Here is a 22,476-nt window from a genome sequence, read left to right on the forward strand (position 1 = left end):
ATGCGGACCGACAACCGGCTCGACGACATGCCGATGGCACCTGTCGGGTGCCGCCGATGCGGTGCGCGGGTGCTGGTCCGCAAGAGCAGCTGGAACCAGACCAGCGTGCAATGGAACGCGGCGGCGTCAGACGCGTGCCTGGAACGCCGCGAGGCCGACCGGATCGCCGGGCATCATCGGGCCCCGTTCCTGGTCTGCTCGGCGCTGCGTGCATCGATCGAGGATGCCGTTGCGGCTGGAGAACTCGTCGTCGTCGACGGCTCGTAGGGGCGGACGCGGCCGAATTCTGCCGACTGAGTACACACCTGCTGCTGAATCTCGTGCGGATATTGTCCTACGCCGTGCATTAGGGTTCGATTTGGATCGCTGCGATCGTGCGGAGGGGGAGGCGAGTGGCGCCATTACTCGAGGTGAACGTGCAAAACGTGCTGGCCGGGGTGAAAACCATCGCCGCAGCCAAGACAACTGTGGCCGCGATCCACGCACCGGATACGGGAAGTGCTGCTGGTGGTTTGGCCGGCTTCGAGACCGCAGGCGCTCTGGGTGGTGTGCAGGAAGCGGTGGACGACTCGCTGCGGGTCGTCGCAGGACGATACGAGAAGTTGGCCGATATGATCCGCACGTCGGTGACCTTGATGGATGTACTTGATCAAGTATTACCCGCGCAGGCGAGGCAGGAGTTGCTGACCAGGACAGTCGGAAAGGCGATGACAGCGCTGGGTGATATGAACCCGGCTGCCTAGTTCCGGATCATTTCCTTCATAGCCGAGGACGTCCGGGGGGTTGATTCTTGACGCGTCCGCAGAAATCAGTCGTATATAAGGCAAACGCCAACGCGCTGGGTGATCTCGCCGCTCCGACGCGCGAGGTGGGCCGCAAGATGTTGGAGGCCGCCGAAAGCGTCCGTAACTCCGTGCACGGGTTGGACTGGAAGGGCGACACCCAGAACGCGTGTGACGGGCGGGCCGACCGGGAGCTGGCCCAGGATCGCAAAGTCGCCGCGGGCTACGAAGCGCTGGCCACGGCGTACGAAAACGGCAAGACGACGATGCAGCCGATGATCGACAGTCTGCGCAATCAGGCCAAGGGCCTGGAAAACGACTCTTTCAACGTCTCCGAGGACTGGGTTGTCACCGACAACTACAACTACGGCATGGGCAAGCTGGCCATGGTTCTGACGGGTAGCACCGAGCAGGACGCCCAGCACGCGATGGACGATCTCAAGGCTAAGCGCGGCGAGGAAGCCAAGACCGCGACCACGAACCTGCAGAAGCTCGCGGGCGAACTGGGGGTCGCCGATACCAACACCAAGAACGCGATCAACGCGGCGAAGAACGACATCGGTGCCGCCGCCCCGCTGGCGGCGGGCTTGGTGGGCGGACAACAGGCTCGCGACGACGCAAGTGCCGTGCTGGCCGGAAATGCGACACCCCAGCAGGTAGCTCGGGTGCGTGCCGCGTTGACATCGTGGACGCCAGAGGAATTGGCGGCGTTGGCGAGTGGCAGGCCGGCCAATATGCCCCAGGGCCAGTTCGACTACCTGACGTCGTTGATGCAAGCGATGGATGGCCAATCGCCGGCAGCCATCGACGCGGCGATGGGCAAATATGGCTTGCAGGGGGCAATGGGCGACGGCATGCGGATGATGGGCAACCCCAATATCCACACGGCGCTGGGTGGCAACGGAGGTCTGAATACGCTTCCCGCCAAGGTGCGGGAATTGCTCACCAAAGACCCGGTGACAGTGCTCGGGACCAACCCGGAGGTGGCGGCCAAGTCGATTCCGATCACGCAGTTCAACGCGATGAATGACATGCTGGGCAGGGGCAACAGAGCATTGGGCCTGGGGTCGGACGTGGACCGGGCAATGCTGAATCAGGCGTCGCGAATCGCCGCGGGCGAGCATTCGAAGGTTTCTTTGGTTTCTGATCCCGATGCGCCTAAGCGGAATGCCGGCAATTACCTCACCGAAGGCCAAATCAACAACACGGTCAGCGCGATGATGTCGAACGCTTCCATCGATCACCAAGCGGTGACCGACTTCCTGCATGCCGGACCGGCAATGGATCGGGTCAATGGTGGCCACTTCGACAACAACCAAGCATTTACTTCTCTGGCAACCGCGAAATTCGGCCCGAATGACCATGGCTGGAAAGACATGCTGGATTGGATTGGTCCCAACGCGCACACCCCCGGTTTCGAGGGACACGAGGCGGCCGTGGCCGCTGATTCGCTGGCTCACCTGACCGCAAACAATCATGAATTATTGGGCGGACGAATCCCGATCTTCGACTACGGAGACCATCCGAGCGGCCGCTTCGAAAGTCTGGGACAGCGCGATCCGGAGCTGGTTCAGGCGTTGACGCGCAACCTCACTCCCTACTTCGGCAATCTCGGCGGTGTCGAGGTGCCGGGTATCGACACGTCCGGTATTCCCGGTTTTAAGAACTCGACTGAGTTTCAGAATCTCTTCGAAGTGCTGTCGTCGGACAAAGCCTCGGCGGTGGCGCTGCAAGCTGCGGGCGCATCGTGGGATCACTACTATGCCGAGCGTTTCGGCGAGACCGGCAGAGTCGAGTATGCGCGTGCCGCCGGCCAGCTGGAAACGGCACTGCACAATGGTTACCAGGCGGAACTCGAAGACATGAAACGCAACGGCGACACCGCCCGGATCTTGGACTACAACCAGAGATCGGCCGACTGGGACAGCAGGAAAGGTATGCTCAGCGATGTTTTCGGGGCGTTGCCCTTGAGTAAGCTCCCCGGCGGTGACGCTTTGTCATTCCTCGGCAAAATGGTCATCGACGGATACAACCCGTACTTGAAACTCGACGAGATCCCCCCGGTAACGCCAGGCAATGCGCCGGTGGATCCCGTCGCAGCAGCGCTGGCTGCCAACGACCGCCAGTTCAAGGTTCTCACCGACCAGATCTATCACGACTACAGCATTGTCGAAGGCTATGAGGTTCGCGACCCGTCGGTGGTCGGCGCTTTTCAGAATGTGCAGACGCGCAACGGCCCGGTGAATTTCTTCGTGCCGGACGGTAACAATGGCTGGAAACTGGACTGGAACGCTGTCACAAAAAACAGGGACGATTTTATACAGATTTACTCGAACCTCGAACAAGGCGGCCAGCTGAAGGTTGGCGGCTGGCGCGAATCCTATGCGTACGGCACGGACAATACCGTGATCGATCCGGTCGGGCTGCCCGATCCTGGAAACGTGTCCACGCCGCCCGGGCGCTGACGTGCTCGTCGATTCAGTAATTGGCCGCGCCTTTGCGAGCATTACCTGCGCGGTGGCGGGTGTGCTGGTGTTGGTCAGCTGCTCTTGCGCGCACACCCCGGCCACTTCCAAGGTGCCGACTACTTCGATCGCCGCGCCGGCCGGCTACCAGATACCGCGCAATGTGCTGTATGCCGAGCATTGGGTGGTAACACCGGCGGTCGATTTGATGAGCTCGGAGGGCACCTACATTCGCGCCTACACCGAAGCCAATCACGTCGCCGACGACAACGTCGACCGAGCCGAAGGTTCGTATCCAGGTTTTGCCAAAGCCGCCCGGGATCGGAGCTATGACTGGTTGGGAACGGGCCTCCCGGCTAAAGGCTTCTATACCAACTGGGTGCTCAACTTCGCGGTGGCACCCGATGGTTCGGCGACGGCAACCGTCTGCTACGCCGGTGAAGTCTCGCTCAACGGTTCGTTCCCGGACAACTACGGAATTTTCAAGCGCACCATTACTTTTCAACGGACTGGGGTCGCTCCGCCCTCGAATCAGAAAGGTCCAGCGCGTGCGCCGGTCGCGTCAGTGTTCGGCGATTGGTATACGAGTAAGTTCCTCTCGATGTACCCGCCATGGGATCCTGAGTGTGCGGCCGATCCGCCCCCTGTGGACAAGGGTCCGGTTTCCTCGCCGGGTTGGCCGGATCACCTCGGGACTTAGCTGTGGCTGATACCTCGCATCTGCCTCCGGAGGTGCTCTATGCCCTGCGGACGGGCAAGCTTCCGCCGCACCTGCTCGAGGCGCACCCCGATGTCGTCACTGAGGTCGAAGAGTCGCCGGATGACCCCGATGCCGACGACTTCCGACGCAAGTATCAGGCCATGGTCAATGAAGCGATCGAGGACTGGCTTGACGACAACCCTGGTAACGGCGGTCAAATCCCGACCGACGAACGGTTGCGTATCGAGGAATACTGCGAGCGTCAGATCCAGCATCAGTGGCGGATGTTCATCCGAAAACGCGATGGACTCGACCGCGAGAACGACGACGAAGGTTATGAATTTTGATGAGCGGCAACCGAATTCACAGCGGGCGCGCAACCTACGCCCTGTTGCTGGCTGCCGCGATGGCAGGCGTTACGGCGGCCGCTCTGACACTGCTGCCGTGGGTCGTTTTCGACGGTCCGCAAGTGTCGCTGCGGTGGAACGGTCTGGGCAACTACGTCGGCGAGCACGCACGGTATTACGGCGGAGAAATCGACACCGTCGGTGCGGCCGGGTGGATCGTCCTGATCAGTTCCGTCCTAGCGGTCCTTGCCCTCATCGGAGGCACGCACCTGCGACGGCTGTGGTTTCTGGCCTGTGGATGTGCTGTCATCGCTGTTGCTACCCCGGTGTTATGCCTTACCTTTCCGGCGCTGGCGGTTCGCGAAGTGAGGGACGCGGTCGGCTTCTCTGCTGTCGACGACCGATATCTGCTCAATTCGGGGGTGCTGGTGGCCGTGGCTGCCGCCACGTCGGTGTTGTTCGTCTGCGCAGCCCTCATCGGGCCCCGCCAACCGCAGGTCGCACAAGATGACTGACTCGGCCAGGGTCGCGGTGGTAACCGGGGCCAGTCGCGGTGCGGGCCTTGGTATCGCCACGGCATTGAGTGCGCAAGGGTGGCGGGTGTATGGGACGGGACGCAGCATCACTGAGGCGCCCGCTGGGGGCGTTGCCGTTCGCGTCGACCACAGCGACGACGATGCCGTCGCCGCGCTGTTCGGGCAGGTGGCATCCGCTGAGGGGCGGCTGGATCTGCTGGTCAACAATGCCGCCGTCATCTCCGACGAACTGGTGAGCCCAAAACCGTTCTGGGAGAAGCCCCTTGCTCTCGCCGACGTGCTGAATGTCGGGCTGCGGTCTTCTTATGTGGCGTCGTGGTACGCCGCGCCGCTGCTCGTCGCGCAGCAGCGGGGCCTGATCGCCTTCACCTCGTCCCCGGGGTCGGTGTGCTACATGCACGGGCCGGCCTACGGGGCTCAGAAGGCCGGGGTGGACAAAATGGTTGCCGACATGGCCGTCGACTTCCGCGGCACGGGTGTCGCGACGGCTTCGATCTGGATGGGCATCCTGCTCACCGAGCGACTGCGCGGCGCGTTCGCCGGCAACGCAGCAGCGCTGGCGAAGACCGCCGAACATGCCGAAACCCCGGAGTTCACCGGTTATTTGATCGATGCGCTGTACGGCGACCCGGCGCTGGATGAGCTCAGCGGGCAGACGTTCATCGGCGCCGAACTGGCCGAACGCTACGGCATCACCGACGAGGGTGGCCGGCGGCCGCCGTCGCACCGGCACCTGGCCGAGCCCCGGGTGCCGAGCACGGTAGTGGTGCGGTAGCGCTTCGTTGACACTGCGCTGGCGGCGCGGTGCACTCGAACTTCTGTGCCCTCACCGCAGGATCAAATGGAAAATGCGCTGATCGGTGCGTCCTCGGGATAGACCGTCGGCCCGCCGATGTCATAGGCGGCGTTCAGCGCGGCGATGAACGCAGGATCATGCAATGGCTCGCTCGGGATGTCGAGCTTGCCGCCGCGGGCGTTGATGTCGTCGACCATGATGTCGATGGCCTTCTCGATGGTCAGGTCGTCGCAGCCTTCCATGTTCTTCTTCAGCTCGTCTCGGTCGGTGAACACCTCGGCCGACCAGTGCACCAGGAAACGCAGTTCGTCGGTGCGGTGGCGGGCGATCACCTGCTCGTCGTTCTTCAATAGCCAGCAATCTTTTTCGTCCGGATCACCGGTGAACACGGTGTCGAAGCCGAGGCCCGACGGAATCTGTTGTTCCAGTGGCCCGTTGGCCTCCCCGCGATGCACCATCATCTCGTTCTGCACCAGCACGCCGCGGTTGTAGATCGGCGGCAGCACCCGCCGCGGCGCCTTGAGTGGACCATCGGGCCAATAGGTGAAGCCGCTGGTGCCGTCCAAAGAGAACCAGGTGATCACCTGAGCCATCTTGATCAGATAGTCGCGAAACAGGCCGGACTTGCCCATCACGCTGGTGAGCCAGGTCGGTGCGTTCTCGTGCCGCACGCCGCGGAAACTCGGCGCATCCAGATGTCCCGGATCGCGATTGGCGCACGGCCCGTTGATGTTGAACAGCATCATTTCCGGCTTGGCGTACTCGGCGTTCCAGTAATCCTTGGCCAGTTGCAGGAACCGCTCGTTGTAGAAGCAGTCGTGCAGCTGCGGATAGAGCACCGCGCCGTAGTTGGCTAAATATCCGCGGAACGTCGGGGTGAGGAAAAGATCCAGCGACGGCGTGTAGCCGTCGGGGAACAGTCCGCTCATCGTCGCGATCAATTCGTCGGCCGAGGCGAAGTGCTGGGCGATAATCAACCGCCACGGCCCTTCGGTGCGCACCACGTCCAGCAGTCGTTCGCGTTGGTCGTCGGTGTAGACGTCGTCGACCTCGCGCGGCGGGGCGGCCGGGCGTAACACGTCGGAAAGTTCGCGGCGCCGCTCGTCGGTGAGCATCTGTCGTCTCCTTATGGGGTTGGCAATGACGATGTCTTGTCGCAAAAGGGCAGCGGATGAGCGAATTTGGCGCGCAGCAGGCCGCCGAGTTCGGCGATCGCCAGCCGGCCGCGTGCCGTCGCCTCGGGCCGCATCAGGAACCCGTGGTACATCCCCGGATAGCGGGTGAGGGTGGTCTGCACGCCCGCCTCGCGCAGCCGGTCGGCGTAGCGTTCGCCCCAATCCCTGATCGGGTCGCAGCCCGCCGTCACCACGATGGCCGGCGGCAGCCCGCTGAGATCCTCGGCGTAGGCCGGGACGAGATAGGGGTCGGCATCGCAGTGGGCGAGGCCGTGCAGGTAGTCGATATCGTCGCGGCACAGCATCGGGGCATCGGCCAGGTAAATGATCGACGGAGCGGTCATGTCGCGATCCAGACCGGGATACAACAACACCTGCAAGCAAATGCCCGGACCGTGGCGATCACGCGCGGCCAGCGCCACCCCGGCCGCCAAGGCGCCGCCCGCGCTGTCGCCCACGACGACGAGGTCGTCGGTCCAGGGTTGTCGGGCGGCCCACTCGGTGGCGGCGTAAGCGTCGTCGAACTGTGCCGGTGGCGGCGATTCGGGCGCCAATCGATAGTCGACGGCGACGACGATCGCTCCCGATGCTGCCGCCAGCGCGCGGGCCAGCGGTTCGAAGGAGTGATTGGACCCCATCACCAGCCCGCCGCCGTGGAAGTACACCAACACCGGACCGACGGAATCGGTTGTCGGACGATAGATCCGGACCGGAACGGAATCCGCGAGAGTCTCGGTCACGTCGCACATCGCCGGCATGTTTTCGGGCAGGGGAGCGCCTTCGATCGCCGCCCGCACCGCGGCCAGACCGCGCACCCGCATCGGCGGGAGATCACCAAATGAGGCGACCCGTGCCGCGGCGTCGGGATCCAGCGTCATTTCAGAGCCGGAGGACTTTGCGCGGCAAGCACTTCGGCTCGCTGCTTCATGGCCGAGGTGACCGAATCCTGGGTCACCAGATAGAACCGGCCCTTCGCTGCTTGCTCGAACAACGTCTGCGCGGCCGCCAGCGGATCCATGGCCGCGGCCTTAATGTCCAGCATGGCCGCGCGCTGCGCCTCGGCCGAAGCGGTGTCACCGCCCCCATCGACCCCGCCCGCCGACTCGAAGATGTTGGAAACCACGGCGCCGGGCAGCACCGCCTGCACGTGAATGTGGTTGCCGTGCCCGGCTTTCTCGACGTCGAGGCGCAGGCACTCGGTCATCGCGAGCACCGCGTGCTTGCTCATGATGTAGGGCGCCTGCAACGGGATCGCCACCACGCCGCCGACCGAGGACAGATTCCACACACCCACGCCGGATCGTCGGTAGCCATCATCTTCGGCAGAAACGCCCGGACCCCGTGGAAGACGCCGCTGATATTGACGTCGACCACGCGTTGCCAGTTGTCCAGCGGGGTGTCCCACAAGTACCCGAACTGCTCGACTCCGGCGTTGTTGACCAGTAACCGCACCGGACCGATATCGCGGTAGGTACGGTCGGCCAAGTCCTGCACCGCATCCGGGTCACGCACGTCGCACACCACATCGACGGCCCCGCCACCGAGTTCGTCGTGCAGCGCCGCGACGGCGTCGGCATCGATGTCGGCCAGGACGACGGTCATGCCCAACCGGTTCGCGTACCGCGCCAGTCCCGCACCGATCCCCGCGCCGGCGCCGGTGATCACGGCCACACCGCCGCAGAACGCGTCGCGGACGCTCACGACCCGGCGGTGCTTGCTGCGTGCCGCTCGGCCAGCAGCACCGAGTTGGTGGTGTCCAGTACAACCTCCATGTCAGTGATCTGCAGTCCGTCACCGTCGCGGCGTACCCCGACTTCGCTGATACCGCTGGACACCGCGAACGGCACGAAGTCGGCGATCTGGTTGACCAGGATGTAGAACCGTGCCCGCGTCACCACACCGTCGCTGCTGATGCGGTGCAGGTTGGTGGCGTGGTGGCGCAGCGGGTAGGGGCTCTGCTCGCGGTGCTCCGCAAGCCATTCCAGCACCGCGGCACGGCCGTGCAATTCCGGTGACATCAATTCTTCGAATGGGCTTGCGCCGCTGTCACTTCGGCTGATGTAGCGGACGTCCTGCGCGTAGCGCGCGGCCAGCTCGTCGTAGTGCGCTTCGTCGTAGTGGTACCAGAATTCGCCAATGAACTCCTGTAGTTCGGGCAGGCTGATGTCGGTGTTCATGATGGGCAGTCAACCCCGGCCCGGTCGTGGCGGCACCGCAGTTGTCCGGTGAGTGGAACAGTGATCAGGATCCGGTGATCAGCCCCCACAGTCCTCCGGCGCTCGCGTACATCGCCGAGTCGGTGACCTGGTCGTCCCAGTACCGCACCGAACCGAACTCCGACCGCCACGCCAGAGCGGCCCGGGTGAATTCGTGCAACCGGTGCTCACGGGTGGTGCCGATCGCCCCGTGCACCTGATGCGCGTTGCGCACCACCACCGAAGCCGCATGCCCTGCGCACGAACGTGCCACGGCGACAAGGAATTCCAGATTTTCCGCCGCCCAGTCGCTGGTGACCCCGACGGCCAGCGCGGCCTCGGTGGCAGCCCGGGCGAGTGCGGCCTCGGCGGCGATATCGGAGACCAGGTTCTGCACGGCCTGGAATTTCGACAGCGGACGGCCGAACTGGATGCGCGAACTCACATGCTCGATGGACAGTTGCAGAATCTGATCGAGTGCGGCACACACCTGAATGGCGCGCACCAGCCCGGACTTCAGCCGCAGCTGGGTGACCAGCGGTAAACCCACCTGCACGCCCTGCAGCCCGGTCAAAGAGGCGGCCACTTCGTCGCGGGGTTCGCCGATCAGGTTGGCGCCCGGGGTGATCGTGAGCTCCTCGGCGGCGACATCGGCGACCTGGAATCCGCCGTCACCGCGCCATACGACCACCACACGGTCGGCCGTGTCCGCCCAAGGCACGTCACGAGCGCGCCCCTGCTTGTCGAGCATGCACACCGTGCGCACCGCGCCGTCGACCGCCAGCCCGCTGGACTCCAGCAGCCAGCATGCCAATAAGTCGTGTTCCGCCAACGGGATTCGTGCTCCATGACGGGCCGCGGCACTGAGCAGTTCGGCGGCTTCGAACCAGCCGGCTCCGCTGCCGCCGTGTTCTTCGGCGCCGGTCAACCGCACCAGCCCCAGCTCATCGAGCCGCTGCCACAGCTTCGGGTCGTGGGCGTACTCGGCGAAGACGGCGCCCATCATGTCCACCAGGTCCGGGTCGACACTCATCGCATCCCCAATCCGCGCGCGATGACCCCGCGCAGCACCTCGTTGGTGCCGCCGCGCAGGGTGAAGCCGGGCCGCTGATCCACCGCTGCCCGCGTCAACTCCGTGAAGATCGCGTCGGGGGAGTCCTGCAGGTCGGCGAATTCGGCGATGTCACCCTCGGTGGTGGTGCCCAGCACTTTGACGACCGCCGCAGGCACGTCGGCCGGCTCGTGGCGCTCCAGCGCCCCGGCCACCGCGGTGGACATCTGGTGCAGGCCCGCGACCCGCGCCACCAGTCTTCCCAGACCGGCGTCGCGGGGGATGGTGTTGGCGGCCATCCGGTCGGCGCAGGCCGCCAGCAATCCGAACGTGGACAGGAATCGTTCGGGCCCGCTGCGTTCGAAGCTCAGCTCGGAGGTGACCTGCTTCCAGCCGTCGCCGATCTCGCCGAACACCATGTTGTCGGGCACGAACGCGTTGTCGAAGATGACCTCGTTGAAGTGGTGCGCGCCGTTCATCGAGATGATCGGACGCACCTCGATCCCGGGGCCGTGCAGGTCGACGAGGAACTGGCTGAGCCCGGCATGGCGGTTCGACGGGTCTACCGGCGCGGTGCGGGCCAGCGCGATGAAGGCGTGCGCCAGGTGTGCCCCCGAGGTCCACACCTTGGTGCCCGACAGCGTCCAGCCGCCCTCCACCTGCTCGGCCTTGGTGCGGACGCTGGCCAGGTCGGAGCCGGAGTCCGGTTCGCTCATCCCGATGCCGAAGAAGCACTCGCCGCGCACGATCCGCGGCAAGAAGTGCCGCTTCTGCGCTTCGGTGCCGTATTTGAGCAGCGACGGCACGATCTGGCGGTCGGCGATCCAGTGCGCGGCCACCGGGGCGCCGGCGGCCAGTAGCTCCTCGGTGACCACGAATCGCTCCAGAAACGAGCGACCGTGCCCGCCGTACTCGGCCGGCACGGTCATACCGAGCCAACCGCGCTCGGCCAACGCCGCGGTGAAGTTCTCGTCCCAGCGGGTCAGCCACGCGTCGACGGACGGGGTGAACGCGCCCGCCGCGATCTGCTCGGCGACGAACATGCGCACCTCGGCGCGTAATTCCCGGGTCGCTGCGTCGTCGATTCCGGCGGGCGGCACCAGCCTGATCACTGCCGTGTCCGCCACTTGGCGATGCGTTGCTCGTGCTCGGGATCGCGGTGGGCCAGTGGTTGCATGGCGGCGGCCATGGCCAGTGTCGTCTCCAGGGAACCGGTGCGCGACTCCTGCAACAACCGCTTGGCCATCCGCAGCGCGTGCGGGGGGTTCTTGGCGATCCGCTCGGCGAGTTCCCGCGCCGCCGGCAGCAGGTCGTCGTGCGGCACCACCCGGCTGACCAGACCCCACTCCAGGGCCGTCGCCGCGTCGACGCGGTCACCGGAGAAGGTCATCTCCGCGGCCCGCTCGTAGCCGGCGGCGCGCTGCAGAAACCAGGTGCCGCCGTCCCCGGGAATGAGGCCGAGCTGAACGAAGCTCTCCGCGAAAGACGCACGCTCGGAAGCGATTCGGATGTCGCACATCATCGCGACGTCGCAGCCGGCGCCGATCGCGGCGCCGTTGACGGCGGCGATCAGCGGTACTTCGAGGCGCCCCAGCGCCCGCGGAATGCGCTGAATTCCGTCCACGTAGGCGTAGCGCTGGTCGAGCGCGTCGAGGCCGAAGATGCTCGTCTTGTCGGCCATCTCCTTGACGTTGCCGCCGGCCGAGAAGATCTTGCCCTCACCGGTCAGGATCACCGCCCGGATCTCGGTGTCGAGGTTGGCGGAGTCCACCGCGGCTTCGAACGCGGCGATCACATCCTTGCCGGTGATCGCGTTGCCGACTGAGGGCAGGTTGATCGTCCAGGTCCGGATCGGTCCGGAGTCGGTGATTTCCAGGGGGTTGCTCATGCTGGCAACTGTAGGGACTGGCTTTTTGGCGGTTGCCGCGACACCGAGTTAGGTGTCCCGCTGAGAGGAAACGACCGCCGCAACTGCACCTGGTGCCTCCGATACTGAGCCACATGACCGTGTGCCTCGACGAACTCCGGGCCAACCTGCGCGCCGCCGATCCGGGCGTCCTGGTCGCGGTGCTGGCCCAACTCACCGGCGACCCGTCGGTGGTTGACACCTTCGGGCCGCGGATCTCCCACGTGCCCGATCCGCCCGAGCGCGCCGGGGTCACCGATCCGGCCACTGCCGAAGCTTTGGTCGACGCGGTGGTGGCCGCCCTCGGCGCCGAGCGGTCGGCGGGTGCGCTCGCCGCCGACGATCCGGCGATGTTTCGGCGGCTGCTGCCGGTGGCGCTGGGCGGCCAGGTAGACGACGAGTTCGTGCCATTGCTGCTCGAGCAGGGCGGCTTTCAGCTGTCCCAGCCGACCCTGCCACGCACCGTGCCGATTCCGCGGACCACCAACGTGGCGATCATCGGCGCCGGCCTGGCCGGCATCATCGCCGCGCTGGCCGCCGCCGATGCCGGGGTCGACTACCGGATCTTCGATCGCAACGACGAGGTCGGCGGGACCTGGCTGACCACCACCTATCCCGGAATCGGCGTGGACACCCCGTCGGCCTACTACTCGCTGTCACGCGAGGTGAACCCGGATTGGACCAGCTACTACCCGCAGGGCGCCGAATACCAGGCCTACCTGGTGGCGCTGGCCGATAAGCATGGCCTGCGCGACCGCACCCGGTTCCGCACCGAAGTCGAAGCCCTGTGGTGGGACGAGGAACGCGCGCAGTGGCAGATCCACGCGGTCGACCGCGACGGCAACCGCGACGTCAGCTACGCGCGCGTCGTGATCACCGCGGCCGGCTACCTCAACCGCCCGCGCTGGCCGGACCTGCCCGGACGAGAAACGTTCGCCGGCAACAGTATTCACTCGGCGCAGTGGGATCCTGCGCTGGATCTGGGCGGACGCCGGGTCGCGGTGATCGGCGCCGGGTGCACGGCGGTGCAGATCGTCGACGCCTGCGTCGACGAGGTCGCGCACCTGACCGTATTCCAACGGCAGCCGCACTGGGTCGCACCACGCAAGCGGCTGACCGACGACGTTCCCGAACATCGCCGCTACCTCGGCCGGCACCTGCCGTACTACGCGAACTGGAACCGGCTGAAGTCGTACTGGGGTACCGCGGACAACAACTATCCGGTCATCCTGCGGGACCCGCAATGGGCCGAAAACCACCTGTCCATCTCGGCGGCCAATGACGTGCTGCTGCAGATGTGCCTGGACTACATCGACCGGACTTTCGGTGCGGGAAGCGAATTGGCGAAGAAGGTCACCCCCGACTTCGCGCCCTACGGCAAGCGGATCATTCGCGACCCCGGTGGTTACTACGCGGCGCTGACCCGCGATCACGTCGATGTCGAGGCCAGCGAACCGGCCGCGGTCAACGCGAAAGGCATTGTCACCCAAGACGGTCGGCAGATCGACCTGGACGTCATCATTTACGCCACCGGGTATCATCTGGACTTCCTGTCCACTATCGACATTCGTGGCCGCGACGGCCGCAAGCTCGCCGACGAGTGGGGTGACAGCCCGGCCGCCTACCGCGGCGGCACCGTGCCCGGATTCCCGAACCTGTTCGTCAACTCAGCACCCAACTACAGCCCCGGCCACGGCGCGGGCGCCAACTTCTCGATGGAGGTGATGGCGCACTACGTCATCGAATGCCTGCAATTGATGGCGCTGCGCGGCGCATCGGTGATGGAAGTCACCCGGCAGGCCTACGACGACTACGTCGCAGGCATCGATCAGACGATGGCCGGCACCGTGTGGTGCCACACCCCCAGCGCGCACACCTACTACCGTTCCGGATCGGGACGGGTGGTGGTCGCCACCCCGTACCGCCTGGTCGACCTGTGGCACCAGCACCGCGCGCCCATCGAAGAACACTTCGACCTGCGATGACCCGATTGCTGCACGGCAGAACGGCTTTGGTGACCGGCAGCAGCCGCGGCATCGGCCGGGCGATCGCACAGCGGCTGGCCGCCGAAGGCGCCACCGTGGTGGTGACAGCGCGGTCCTGGTCGCCGTCGTCATCGACGCGGTCCGGTGCGGGCACGGTACTGCCCGGCACCATCGGCGAGACGATCGCGATGATCGAGGCTGCCGGTGGTCGCGCGATCGGCGTCGCGGCCGACCTCGACGACCCCGCGCAGCGCGACTCGCTGTTCGACCAGGTGATCGACCGCGCCGGCCGCATCGACATCCTGGTCAACAACGCCGGTTTCGCCGACTACGCACCGGTCGAGGACATGACACTGCAGACCTTCGACCGGACCGTCGAGCACTACCTGCGGATCCCGTTCGTCCTCACCAAAGCCGTAGTCCCGACCATGCGCGACCACGGTGGCGGCTGGATCGTCAACATCGGATCGGTCACCGGACTCCCACCGAGCCGTCCCTACCGGGACTACAACAAGACCGCCGGCGATGTGATCTATGCATCCTGCAAAGCCGCGCTGCACCGGTTCACCCAGGGTGTGGCCGCCGAACTACTCGACGACAACATCGCGGTCAACTGCGTCGGTCCATCGACGGCCGTCCGTACTCCCGGTGCGGCGCAACTGATTCCGGACACTTTCCCCACCGAGCCGGTGGAGTATCTGGCCGAGACGGTGCTGGCGATGTGTCAGCTGCCCGCCGCGCAACGCACCGGGCAGCTGGCCTTCAGCCTGCACTATCCGTGGTCGCAGCGCATCGACGTTCATTCGCTGGACGGCACCACGATCTTGGCGCCGTTGCGTCCCCCGCCGGATGCGCGAATAGACGCCTAGCACCCCGGTTCAGCGGGCGGGCAGCGCACAGAAGCTGTGACAAACCCGGTCCCGGACGATGACGTCGGGACATTCCGGGTCGAACCAACGGTCCACCACCGCCCAGTGGATCGGGTGCATCAGGTAGGGGCCGGCCAGACCGTCGACGTCGGTGAACTCCTGCTCGAAGACGTGCGTCCAGGGTGTAGCACCTACCGTTGCGGCGGCCCGGCTCAGCTGCCAGGCGGTGATGGTGTGCACATGGCGCGGTATCGAGCGTAACTCGTCTTCGAACCGCGCCAGCGTGGCGGCGCCGGTTGCCGGCATGACCCGGAGCAACAGGGTGCGGTACACGCTGCCGCGGGTGCTGCCGGTGTGGGTCAGGTCGCCGGTGTAGTCGACCCCGTTGACCCGGGTGATCGCCGAATCGGTCAGTGCCGCGTCGAAATCTTCTTGCAGCGAACGCCATTGGCTTTCGGAGGGGAACCGCAAGTGCACCAGTACGTCGCCACCGTTGCGGGACCCGGGCATGGTCGGTGCCACGATACGACGGGGCGCGTGGGCGGTGCGGGCACGGACCTCGGCAAGGATCCGGTCCCTGTCGCCGGCGTTTACGTCGAGCAGACGGGTGACGCTATACATCGCACAGGCCGTCCACGGCGTCGGCCGCTGCGGCGAACGACCGGGTTCGCTCCATCACCAATTCGGCGTTGCGAGACCACCATTCACCCAGCGCCGGATCCGGTCTGCCTTGCCAGGTCATCTCCCACCACGCCGGCACGCTGGGCAGCGTCCAGGTGATGGTGACGGTGTTGACGTCGTCGTCGAACCAGATCGGTGGGCTGACCAGCACCTCACGCAACGTCATGCCGCGCTGCCGCGCACCTGGTGCGTACTCGGCCAGATAGGTGTCGACGAACCGGCGCGCGCACCCCGGTCGGGTCACCACCCGGTCGATTACGTACACCTTGCCCTCAGTCATCGGCAACCCGCGGTCGCGAATTGGCGCGCCGGCGCGAATCTCCGGCGGGACGACAGCGGCGCCGTCACGTTCGCGACACCAGCGCGGACAGGGCAGCACATGCCTGGCCGTACGCTTGCAGGGCGATGTCCAGCATCGGCATGCTCATGAAACCGTGGATGCCGCCGTCGAATTGGAGTAGCACCACCGACACTCCCGCTGACTCGAGCGCCGCGGCGTAGGCCAGACCCTCGTCGCGCAGCGGATCGTGGCCGGCGATCACCATGACGGCCGGAGGCAATCCGGTCAGGTCGGCGTGTAGCGGCGCGGCGTAGGGATGGGTGCGGTCGCCCGGCACCGGCACGTACTGGTCCCAATACCACTGCATGGCGGTCTTCGGGTTGTAGTAGCCGCGGCCGTACCTCCGGTAGGACTCGGTGTGGAAATCGGCTGCGATCACCGGGTAGATCAGCAACTGCGCGACCAGGTCCGGGCCGCCGCGGTCCCGGGCCATCAGTGCGGTGACGGCGGCCAGGTTCCCACCCGCACTGTCACCGCCGACGGCGACCCGGCCCGCGTCGCCGCCGAACACGCCGTTGACCGCTGCCCGGGCGACGGCATAGACATCCTCGGCCGCCGCGGGCCACCGGTGTTCGGGGGCCAGCCGATACTCCACCGAAACCACAATCACACCAACGTGATTGACGATATTCCGGCATAAGGCATCGTGGCTGTCCAAGTCGCAGAACACGAACCCGCCGCCGTGGGCGTACACCAGCACCGGTAAATCGTCGCCGGGGGGCCGGTAGATGCGGACCGGGATGTCGCCGCCGGGGCCGGGCACCACGTCGTCGCGGACCTCCCCAACGGGTTCGGGTTCGGCCGCCGGGACGAACCGCGACCGGATCACCGCCCTGGCCTGTGCGCCGGTCATGGTGTGCACCGGCGGGAAGCCGGCGTCCAATGTGTCGAGCAGCGCGGCGATCTGCGGGTCGAGGTTCACGCGTATTGCAGGGCGGCGGCCGGCCGGCGGGGTGCCAAGGGCCGCAACGGTTGCAGCGTGGGAGCCACCCGCTGCGGGCCGTCCTCGGCATTGCGCCAGATGTTCATGGCCGTCATGCGTACCGGCGCGGCGAGTCGCTGGTCGAAGGCCATGCGATTCATCGGGCCGCACACCGACACCGCCGCCACGGCCTCACCCGGACCGCCGATCGGGGCCGCGACGCAACCGAAGCCGAGCAGCGATTCCTCCCGCTCGAAGGCGACGCCGTGTGCCCGGACCTTGGCCAATTCGACGGCCAGTTGAGCGCTGCCGGCAATCGAGTAGCGGGTCTTGCGGGTGTGCAGGTCCACCTCGGCGTCCGCATCGCGGTAGGCCAGCATCGCCTTGCCGACCGCGGTGCAGTGCGCAGGCTGACGACCGCCGACCCGGGTGGGCAGGCCGTCGCACACGCGGTCGCCGACCTTGTCCAGATACACCACGTCCGAACCGTCCAGAACCGCGAGATGCACGACAAGTCCTGTCGCCCGATGCAATTCGGCCAGCTGTGGTTTGGCGGCGCGGACCAGCCGGTCCTGGTGCACGGCGAGCGACCCCAGTTCGACCAGTCGCATGCCCAGCTCGTAGTCGCGGCCGCTGCGGCGCAGCCAACGTAGCTGCACCAGCCGTTCGAGCATCCGGTGCGCCGAGGAACGCGGCAGCCCGGTGCGCCGGACGATCTGGGCGAGGGTGAGCCGTCCGGGTCCGTCGAACGCATCGAGGACCAGCGAGATGCGGTCGATCACGGCGCTCGGTGTGGTTGCTTCGGCCGTCGCGGTCCCTGCCATCGGTCCTCCAAAGGGCTGTGTATCTAGCTGGCATATTCCTATTAGGAATAGCTGTTTCTACCACACGCTGTGTGCGTTGTCACACAAATCGGCAATGCGCAGGGGACCGCGGGCTGTGCGAGCCACCCGGGACTCGCGCGGGCCCCAGGACTCGCGAACGGCACCCGGATGCGATTTCGGCGCCGGATTTCTCGGTGTGGTTACGCTCGAGGGCCCAGCAGGGTCAGGGCCGCATGGCCGCCGGCAGGTCGCTCACCCACTGGTGACCCCAGTAGCTGTCAGCGGTGATTTCCTCTGCGGTGTAATAGGTTTCGTCGACGCGCATACCGTCGGTGCCGAATTCGATGTCCCAGTCCCCAGGCGTGCGGACGTAGAACGAGACCATCTTGTCGTTGGTGTGCCGGCCCAGGGTGGACGACAACTGAATGCCCTCGGCATTGATCCGGTCCAGCGCCTGCCCGACCGCGTCGAGGGTGTCGACCTCCACCATGACGTGCACGACGCCCGGGTCGCGCTGGTGCATGGCCGGGCAGATCGCCAGGCTGTGATGGCGTGCGTTGATGCCGAGGAAGCGCACCCGGATCGGGCCGAATTCCGGTGGGGCCGGAATCCGGAAAGCGCCGCGGGAACGGAAACCCAGGACGTCGGCGTAGAAGTCGAACAGCCCGCCGGGGTCGGTGGCCGGCATGACGACATGGCCCAGGCCCTGATCGCCCGTCACAAATCTCGCGCCGAACGGCGTGATCACCGGGCTGTGGTCGAGCACTGCGCCGTGGAACACCTCGAGTGTGGTGCCGGCCGGATCCTCGAAGGTGATCACCTCTTCGACGCGACGGGCGTCGGCGTCCTGCTGGGACAGTTCTTTGAAGGCCACACCGGCGCTGTCCAGGGTCGCCTTGACCCGCTGCAGGGCGCGGCGATCTCTTACCTCCCAGCCAACGGTGCGCACCCGTTCGCTGTCGCCGGGCACGAAGATGATCCGGGCCGCGCGTTCGTCCATCCGGAGATACAGCGCGTCGGGGTCGGGTCCGGAGCCCTTGGCGAAGCCCAGCACATCGAACGCGAAATGCCGCCAGCGTTCCATGTTGTTGGTCGAAACAGTGATGTAGCCAAGGCTTTTCAGGTCACTCACGGCAGGCTCCTCAGATCAGCGCACGCAGCGGTCCCATCGGGGGCTCGACGCCGAGCGAGCTCAGTGCCGATGCGTGGTAGATCGTGCCCGGGACGTGGATGGCGTGCATCTGGCCGACGTGCACGTCGCGCCAATACCGTTGCAGCGGTTTGTCCATCCGCGAGGCATTGCCGCCGGAACGGGCGAAGATCTCGTCGACGGCCGATACCGCCCGCCACACCGCGCGGACCTGGGTGCGCCGGCCGGCCGCGCGATCGGCGAACGACACCTCCTTGCCGGCGGCGACCATGTCATAGATGCGATCGGCGTTGGCCAGCAGTTCCTGGCGGGCGGCGTTGATGTCGGCGGCGGCCTCCCCGATCGCGTACATGACGTACGGGTCGTCCTTGATCGCGGTTCCGGTGGCGCCGACCCGCTCACGCTGATAATCCAGATGTGCGGCCAGCGCGCCCTCGGCGATGCCGATGGTGGCCGCCGAGATGCCCAGCGGGAACATTGTCGACCACGGCATCAGGTAGAGCGGCTCGGTCATTCCGGCCTCCCGCTGGGCGGTGCCGTCCATCACCTTCGTCGCGTCCATGGTGCGGTAGGTCGGCACGAACGCATCCTTGACGATGACGTCCTTGGAGCCGGTTCCGCGCAGCCCCACCACATTCCACGAGTCCTCGACGATCTCGTAGTCCTTACGCGGCAGGATCATGTGCAGCATCTGCGGCGGCATCAGCGGTATGCCCTTCTCGTCACCGAGCATGGCGCCCAGGATGATCCAGTCGCAGTGGTCGGTGCCCGAGCTGAATTGCCAGCGCCCGTTGAAGAGGTAGCCACCGTCGACCGGTGTCGCCACGCCTTGCGGCGCGTACGGGGACGCCATCCAGGTGTCGACGTCGTCGGCCCAGATCTCCGCGGCGACCTTCGGGTCCGCGTACGCCAACTGGTATGGGTGCACACCGACCACGCCGACGATCCAGCCGGCCGCCGGATCCAGCGCCGCCGTGGCCATGGTCGTCTCGGCGAATTCGCGCGGGTGCGCCTCGAATCCCTGGTACTGCTTGGTCTGCAGCAGCCGGATCAACCCGGCCGACTTCATCGCCTTGACCGTCTGGTCGGTGAGCCGGCCGATGCGCTCGGCTTCGGGAGCCTGCTCGCGCAGTTGGTCGGCCATCTCGACAACTCGGTCCAAAACCCGCTCGCTCATCCTGACGTCCTTTACCTGTGTGGGCCTGTGTCCGGTTTACCGCACCAGGCGCCCGGACTCACCGGGGATCCCGATGAATGGACTGAAAACCAGGATGTGTCGGCGTCCGCTGATTGGGAACGGGTCTCGGTTGCGCGCCCGCGAGGTTCTACCGTGGATGCTTGTGAACGCTGAGCAACCCCTGGACGTACTGGTCGTCGGCGCAGGCTTCGCCGGCCTGTATGCCCTGCACAAGCTGCGCGACCAAGGGCTCGCGGTGCGGGTGGTCGAGGCTGCGCCCGAGCCGGGCGGCACCTGGTACTACAACCGTTATCCCGGCGCGCGCTGCGACGTCGAGAGCGTCGACTACTGCTACTCGTTCTCCGAGGAGTTGCAGCAGGAGTGGGATTGGACCGAGAAGTACGCCACCCAGGCCGAGATCCTGCGCTACCTGAACTGGGTCGCCGACCGGCTCGACCTGCGCCGCGACATCGTTTTCAACACCCGGGTCGTCTCGGCGGTCTTCGACGAGGCGGCGCTGCGCTGGACGGTCAGCACCGACACCGGCGAGGTGTTCACCGCGCGGTTCTGTCTGATGGCGACCGGACCGCTGTCGGATGCGATGATTCCCGACTTCCCGGGACTGGACACCTTCGCCGGCGAGGTCTACCACACCGCTCACTGGCCGCACGAGCCCGTCGACTTCGCCGGCAAGCGGGTCGCGGTGATCGGCACCGGATCCTCGGGCATTCAATCGATTCCGATCATCGGCGAGCAGGCCGCGCAGCTCTACGTCTTCCAGCGCACGCCGAACTTCAGTGTGCCGGCCGGCAACAAGCCGCTGACCCCGCAGGAGTTGGCCGAGATCAAGGCCGATTACGGCGAACGGCGCCGGCTGTCGTGGCGCAGTGGCGGCGGGTCCCCCCACATCACCGCGGACCGGCCCACCATGGAGTTCAGCGCTGACGAGCGCCGCGCCGCATTCGAGAAGCGCTGGCAATTGGGCGGAGTGCTGTACTCCAAGACCTTCCCCGACCAGATGACCGACTTGGTGGCCAACGAGGAGGCGCGCCGGTTCTACGAGGAGAAGGTGCGGGCGGTGATCGACGACCCGGCCCTCGCGGACAAGTTGATCCCCAACGACCATCCGATCGGCACCAAGCGAATCTGCACCGACAGCAACTACTTTCAGACCTTCAACAAGCCCAACGTGACGCTGGTGAGTGTGCGCGATACGCCCATCGAGTCGGTCGACGCGACCGGCATCAACACCACCGAATCGCACTATGACCTCGACATGATCGTTTTTGCAACGGGTTTCGACGCGCTGACCGGCGCGCTGGCCAAGATCGACATCGTGGGACGCGACGGCCTGTCCCTGCGTGACAGCTGGGCGCACGGACCTCGCACCTACCTCGGCCTGGGTATCGACGGGTTCCCCAACCTGTTCGTCATCTCGGGTCCCGGTGCTCCGGCGGTGTTGGCGAACATGGTGTTGCACGCCGAGGCGCAGGTGAACTGGATCGCGCAGACCATCGGCTACCTGGACAGCCACGGCTACGCTGCCATCGAAGCCATCAAGGACGAGGTGGACGCCTGGGGCGCCGAATGCGCCCGACTGGCCGAGGCCACCCTGTTCACCAAGGCCGACTCCTGGTACATGGGCGCCAATGTCCCTGGAAAGCCAAGGGGTTTCATGTTGTTCGTCGGCGGATTCGCCACCTACAACCAGATCTGCGCGGAGGTGGCCGAGGCCGGCTACAAGGGATTCGAGTTGGTCAAGCAGCCGTGAGTACCGGCCTGCGCGACAAAGTCGTCCTGGTCACCGGCGCGTCCGGCGGCACCGGACGGGTGCACTGCCAGCGGTTCGCCGACGAGGGCGCCGACGTGATCGCACTGGACTTCCCGGCGGCGGCCGTCGAATTGCGGGACACCGCAACCGAAGTCGAAAACCGGGGGCGCCGCTGCGCAACCGGCCTGGCCGACGTCTCCGACCTGGCGGCGGTCACCGCCGCCGTCGACGCCGGTGTCACCGCGCTGGGACGCCTGGACGTGGTGATCGCCAACGCCGGCATCCACTCCGCGGGCGCGCCGTCCTGGGAGCTGGACCCGCAGGTGTGGCAGCGCACCCTGGACATCAATCTCACCGGGGTGTGGCACACGGTGCGCGCCGCGGTGCCGCACCTCGGCCCGGAGGGCGGATCGGTGGTTATCATCAGCTCCACCAACGGGATTCGCGGCACCGCCAACTCCGCCCACTACACCGCGAGCAAGCACGCTGTGGTGGGCCTGGCCCGCGCGCTGGCCAACGAGCTCGGCCCCCGCAACGTCAGGGTCAACACCGTGCACCCCGGGGCGGTCGCCACCCCGATGGTGCTCAACGAGAAGACGTTCCGGCGGCTGCGGCCGGACCTGGACAACCCGACCGAAGCCGACGCCGCCGAAGTGCTCAAGGCGCGCAACCTGTTGCCGGTGCCCTGGGTGCAGCCGGTCGACATCGCCAACGCGGCGATCTTCCTGGCCTCCGAGCAGGGGCGCTACATCACCGGCACCAAACTCGTCGTCGACGCCGGCCTCACCCAGAAGACGTCGTGAC

23 protein-coding genes and 1 pseudogene are annotated in these 22,476 nt (G+C 66.2%); 11 read left to right on the forward strand and 13 right to left on the reverse strand.

The window, feature by feature from the left end; translation table 11 throughout:
• The 7 genes from L6444_RS10885 (at position 1) to L6444_RS10915 (ending at position 5,605) form a co-directional block, all read left to right on the forward strand.
• Positions 1–267, forward strand: coding sequence for a ferredoxin (locus L6444_RS10885; protein WP_236982422.1), 267 nt, complete (start codon positions 1–3; stop codon positions 265–267).
• 125 nt (positions 268–392) lie between these two features.
• Entirely contained in the window at positions 393–743 is a 351-nt protein-coding gene (locus tag L6444_RS10890) for a hypothetical protein (RefSeq protein ID WP_236982424.1), read from the forward strand.
• Between the two features lie 47 nt (positions 744–790).
• A complete protein-coding gene (locus L6444_RS10895) occupies positions 791–3,247 on the forward strand; it encodes a TPR repeat region-containing protein (protein ID WP_236982426.1) in 2,457 nt (818 codons plus the stop codon).
• A gap of 1 nt (position 3,248) precedes the next feature.
• Positions 3,249–3,947 (forward strand): hypothetical protein, encoded by a 699-nt coding sequence (locus L6444_RS10900; RefSeq protein WP_236982428.1) that lies wholly within the window; start codon positions 3,249–3,251, stop codon positions 3,945–3,947.
• 2 nt (positions 3,948–3,949) lie between these two features.
• The gene (locus tag L6444_RS10905; protein ID WP_236982431.1) at positions 3,950–4,294 is read left to right on the forward strand and encodes a hypothetical protein; all 345 of its coding nucleotides are present in this window, start codon (positions 3,950–3,952) and stop codon (positions 4,292–4,294) included.
• Complete coding sequence (locus tag L6444_RS10910; protein WP_236982433.1) at positions 4,294–4,809, forward strand: hypothetical protein; 516 nt, start codon at positions 4,294–4,296, stop codon at positions 4,807–4,809. The genes L6444_RS10905 and L6444_RS10910 overlap by 1 nt, the downstream gene beginning before the upstream one ends.
• On the forward strand, positions 4,802–5,605 hold the full coding sequence (locus L6444_RS10915; protein WP_236982440.1) for an SDR family NAD(P)-dependent oxidoreductase: 804 nt from the start codon (positions 4,802–4,804) through the stop codon (positions 5,603–5,605). Before L6444_RS10910 ends, L6444_RS10915 begins: the two co-directional genes overlap by 8 nt.
• Before the next feature lie 62 nt (positions 5,606–5,667).
• Here the strand turns inward: L6444_RS10915 and L6444_RS10920 are convergent, their stop codons facing one another.
• The 7 genes and pseudogenes from L6444_RS10920 to L6444_RS10950 form a co-directional block, all read right to left on the reverse strand.
• The gene (locus L6444_RS10920; protein ID WP_236982443.1) at positions 5,668–6,741 is read right to left on the reverse strand and encodes a hypothetical protein; all 1,074 of its coding nucleotides are present in this window, start codon (positions 6,739–6,741) and stop codon (positions 5,668–5,670) included.
• Positions 6,742–6,752: 11 nt separating this feature from the next.
• Positions 6,753–7,679: an alpha/beta hydrolase gene (locus L6444_RS10925; RefSeq protein WP_236982445.1), complete on the reverse strand. Its 927-nt coding sequence runs from the start codon at positions 7,677–7,679 to the stop codon at positions 6,753–6,755.
• A pseudogene (locus L6444_RS10930) lies at positions 7,676–8,502 on the reverse strand (SDR family NAD(P)-dependent oxidoreductase). The gene L6444_RS10925 and the pseudogene L6444_RS10930 overlap by 4 nt, the downstream one beginning before the upstream one ends.
• Positions 8,499–8,978 carry a nuclear transport factor 2 family protein gene (locus L6444_RS10935; protein ID WP_236982447.1) on the reverse strand — a complete coding sequence of 160 codons (480 nt, stop codon included), beginning with the start codon at positions 8,976–8,978 and terminating at the stop codon, positions 8,499–8,501. The pseudogene L6444_RS10930 and the gene L6444_RS10935 overlap by 4 nt, the downstream one beginning before the upstream one ends.
• A gap of 64 nt (positions 8,979–9,042) precedes the next feature.
• A complete protein-coding gene (locus L6444_RS10940; RefSeq protein ID WP_236982449.1) occupies positions 9,043–10,029 on the reverse strand; it encodes an acyl-CoA dehydrogenase family protein in 987 nt (328 codons plus the stop codon).
• Positions 10,026–11,174, reverse strand: coding sequence for an acyl-CoA dehydrogenase family protein (locus L6444_RS10945; protein WP_236982451.1), 1,149 nt, complete (start codon positions 11,172–11,174; stop codon positions 10,026–10,028). The genes L6444_RS10940 and L6444_RS10945 overlap by 4 nt, the downstream gene beginning before the upstream one ends.
• Entirely contained in the window at positions 11,156–11,935 is a 780-nt protein-coding gene (locus L6444_RS10950; RefSeq protein WP_236982453.1) for a crotonase/enoyl-CoA hydratase family protein, read from the reverse strand. The genes L6444_RS10945 and L6444_RS10950 overlap by 19 nt, the downstream gene beginning before the upstream one ends.
• 113 nt (positions 11,936–12,048) lie before the next feature.
• Here L6444_RS10950 and L6444_RS10955 point away from each other — a divergent pair, with 113 nt between their 5' ends.
• Together L6444_RS10955 and L6444_RS10960 are read left to right on the forward strand one after the other, a co-directional pair.
• Positions 12,049–13,938 carry a flavin-containing monooxygenase gene (locus L6444_RS10955; protein WP_236982455.1) on the forward strand — a complete coding sequence of 630 codons (1,890 nt, stop codon included), beginning with the start codon at positions 12,049–12,051 and terminating at the stop codon, positions 13,936–13,938.
• Positions 13,935–14,807 (forward strand): SDR family NAD(P)-dependent oxidoreductase, encoded by an 873-nt coding sequence (locus L6444_RS10960; RefSeq protein WP_236982461.1) that lies wholly within the window; start codon positions 13,935–13,937, stop codon positions 14,805–14,807. Before L6444_RS10955 ends, L6444_RS10960 begins: the two co-directional genes overlap by 4 nt.
• Before the next feature lie 9 nt (positions 14,808–14,816).
• Here the strand turns inward: L6444_RS10960 and L6444_RS10965 are convergent, their stop codons facing one another.
• From L6444_RS10965 to L6444_RS10990, 6 genes are all read right to left on the reverse strand, one after another.
• Positions 14,817–15,428: a Dabb family protein gene (locus tag L6444_RS10965; protein WP_236982463.1), complete on the reverse strand. Its 612-nt coding sequence runs from the start codon at positions 15,426–15,428 to the stop codon at positions 14,817–14,819.
• Entirely contained in the window at positions 15,421–15,768 is a 348-nt protein-coding gene (locus L6444_RS10970) for a hypothetical protein (RefSeq protein ID WP_236982465.1), read from the reverse strand. Before L6444_RS10970 ends, L6444_RS10965 begins: the two co-directional genes overlap by 8 nt.
• 64 nt (positions 15,769–15,832) lie before the next feature.
• A complete protein-coding gene (locus tag L6444_RS10975) occupies positions 15,833–16,750 on the reverse strand; it encodes an alpha/beta hydrolase (protein WP_236982467.1) in 918 nt (305 codons plus the stop codon).
• The gene (locus tag L6444_RS10980; protein ID WP_236982469.1) at positions 16,747–17,574 is read right to left on the reverse strand and encodes an IclR family transcriptional regulator; all 828 of its coding nucleotides are present in this window, start codon (positions 17,572–17,574) and stop codon (positions 16,747–16,749) included. The genes L6444_RS10975 and L6444_RS10980 overlap by 4 nt, the downstream gene beginning before the upstream one ends.
• Positions 17,575–17,797: 223 nt before the next feature.
• Positions 17,798–18,706, reverse strand: a complete 909-nt coding sequence (gene bphC, locus L6444_RS10985; protein ID WP_236982471.1) for a biphenyl-2,3-diol 1,2-dioxygenase — start codon at positions 18,704–18,706, stop codon at positions 17,798–17,800.
• Between the two features lie 10 nt (positions 18,707–18,716).
• The gene (locus L6444_RS10990; RefSeq protein ID WP_236982473.1) at positions 18,717–19,901 is read right to left on the reverse strand and encodes an acyl-CoA dehydrogenase family protein; all 1,185 of its coding nucleotides are present in this window, start codon (positions 19,899–19,901) and stop codon (positions 18,717–18,719) included.
• A 157-nt stretch (positions 19,902–20,058) separates the two neighbouring features.
• Here L6444_RS10990 and L6444_RS10995 point away from each other — a divergent pair, with 157 nt between their 5' ends.
• Together L6444_RS10995 and L6444_RS11000 are read left to right on the forward strand one after the other, a co-directional pair.
• On the forward strand, positions 20,059–21,672 hold the full coding sequence (locus L6444_RS10995; RefSeq protein WP_236982475.1) for a flavin-containing monooxygenase: 1,614 nt from the start codon (positions 20,059–20,061) through the stop codon (positions 21,670–21,672).
• Positions 21,669–22,475, forward strand: a complete 807-nt coding sequence (locus tag L6444_RS11000) for a mycofactocin-coupled SDR family oxidoreductase (protein ID WP_236982477.1) — start codon at positions 21,669–21,671, stop codon at positions 22,473–22,475. Before L6444_RS10995 ends, L6444_RS11000 begins: the two co-directional genes overlap by 4 nt.
• Position 22,476: the final 1 nt, after the last annotated feature.

This window comes from Mycobacterium kiyosense (assembly GCA_021654635.1).
GTDB classification, from domain to species: domain Bacteria; phylum Actinomycetota; class Actinomycetes; order Mycobacteriales; family Mycobacteriaceae; genus Mycobacterium; species Mycobacterium kiyosense.

Coding starts and splice junctions, on each gene's coding strand:
- L6444_RS10885 (WP_236982422.1), top strand. CDS start 1: ATGCGGACCGACAACCGGCTCGACGACATGCCGATGGCACCTGTCGGG.
- L6444_RS10965 (WP_236982463.1), bottom strand. CDS start 15,428: ATGTATAGCGTCACCCGTCTGCTCGACGTAAACGCCGGCGACAGGGAC.
- L6444_RS10935 (WP_236982447.1), bottom strand. CDS start 8,978: ATGAACACCGACATCAGCCTGCCCGAACTACAGGAGTTCATTGGCGAA.
- L6444_RS10910 (WP_236982433.1), top strand. CDS start 4,294: ATGAGCGGCAACCGAATTCACAGCGGGCGCGCAACCTACGCCCTGTTG.
- L6444_RS10980 (WP_236982469.1), bottom strand. CDS start 17,574: ATGGCAGGGACCGCGACGGCCGAAGCAACCACACCGAGCGCCGTGATC.
- L6444_RS10995 (WP_236982475.1), top strand. CDS start 20,059: ATGCTTGTGAACGCTGAGCAACCCCTGGACGTACTGGTCGTCGGCGCA.
- L6444_RS10940 (WP_236982449.1), bottom strand. CDS start 10,029: ATGAGTGTCGACCCGGACCTGGTGGACATGATGGGCGCCGTCTTCGCC.
- L6444_RS10960 (WP_236982461.1), top strand. CDS start 13,935: ATGACCCGATTGCTGCACGGCAGAACGGCTTTGGTGACCGGCAGCAGC.
- L6444_RS10990 (WP_236982473.1), bottom strand. CDS start 19,901: ATGAGCGAGCGGGTTTTGGACCGAGTTGTCGAGATGGCCGACCAACTG.
- L6444_RS10915 (WP_236982440.1), top strand. CDS start 4,802: ATGACTGACTCGGCCAGGGTCGCGGTGGTAACCGGGGCCAGTCGCGGT.
- L6444_RS10920 (WP_236982443.1), bottom strand. CDS start 6,741: ATGCTCACCGACGAGCGGCGCCGCGAACTTTCCGACGTGTTACGCCCG.
- L6444_RS10925 (WP_236982445.1), bottom strand. CDS start 7,679: ATGACGCTGGATCCCGACGCCGCGGCACGGGTCGCCTCATTTGGTGAT.
- L6444_RS10950 (WP_236982453.1), bottom strand. CDS start 11,935: ATGAGCAACCCCCTGGAAATCACCGACTCCGGACCGATCCGGACCTGG.
- L6444_RS10955 (WP_236982455.1), top strand. CDS start 12,049: ATGACCGTGTGCCTCGACGAACTCCGGGCCAACCTGCGCGCCGCCGAT.
- L6444_RS10970 (WP_236982465.1), bottom strand. CDS start 15,768: ATGACTGAGGGCAAGGTGTACGTAATCGACCGGGTGGTGACCCGACCG.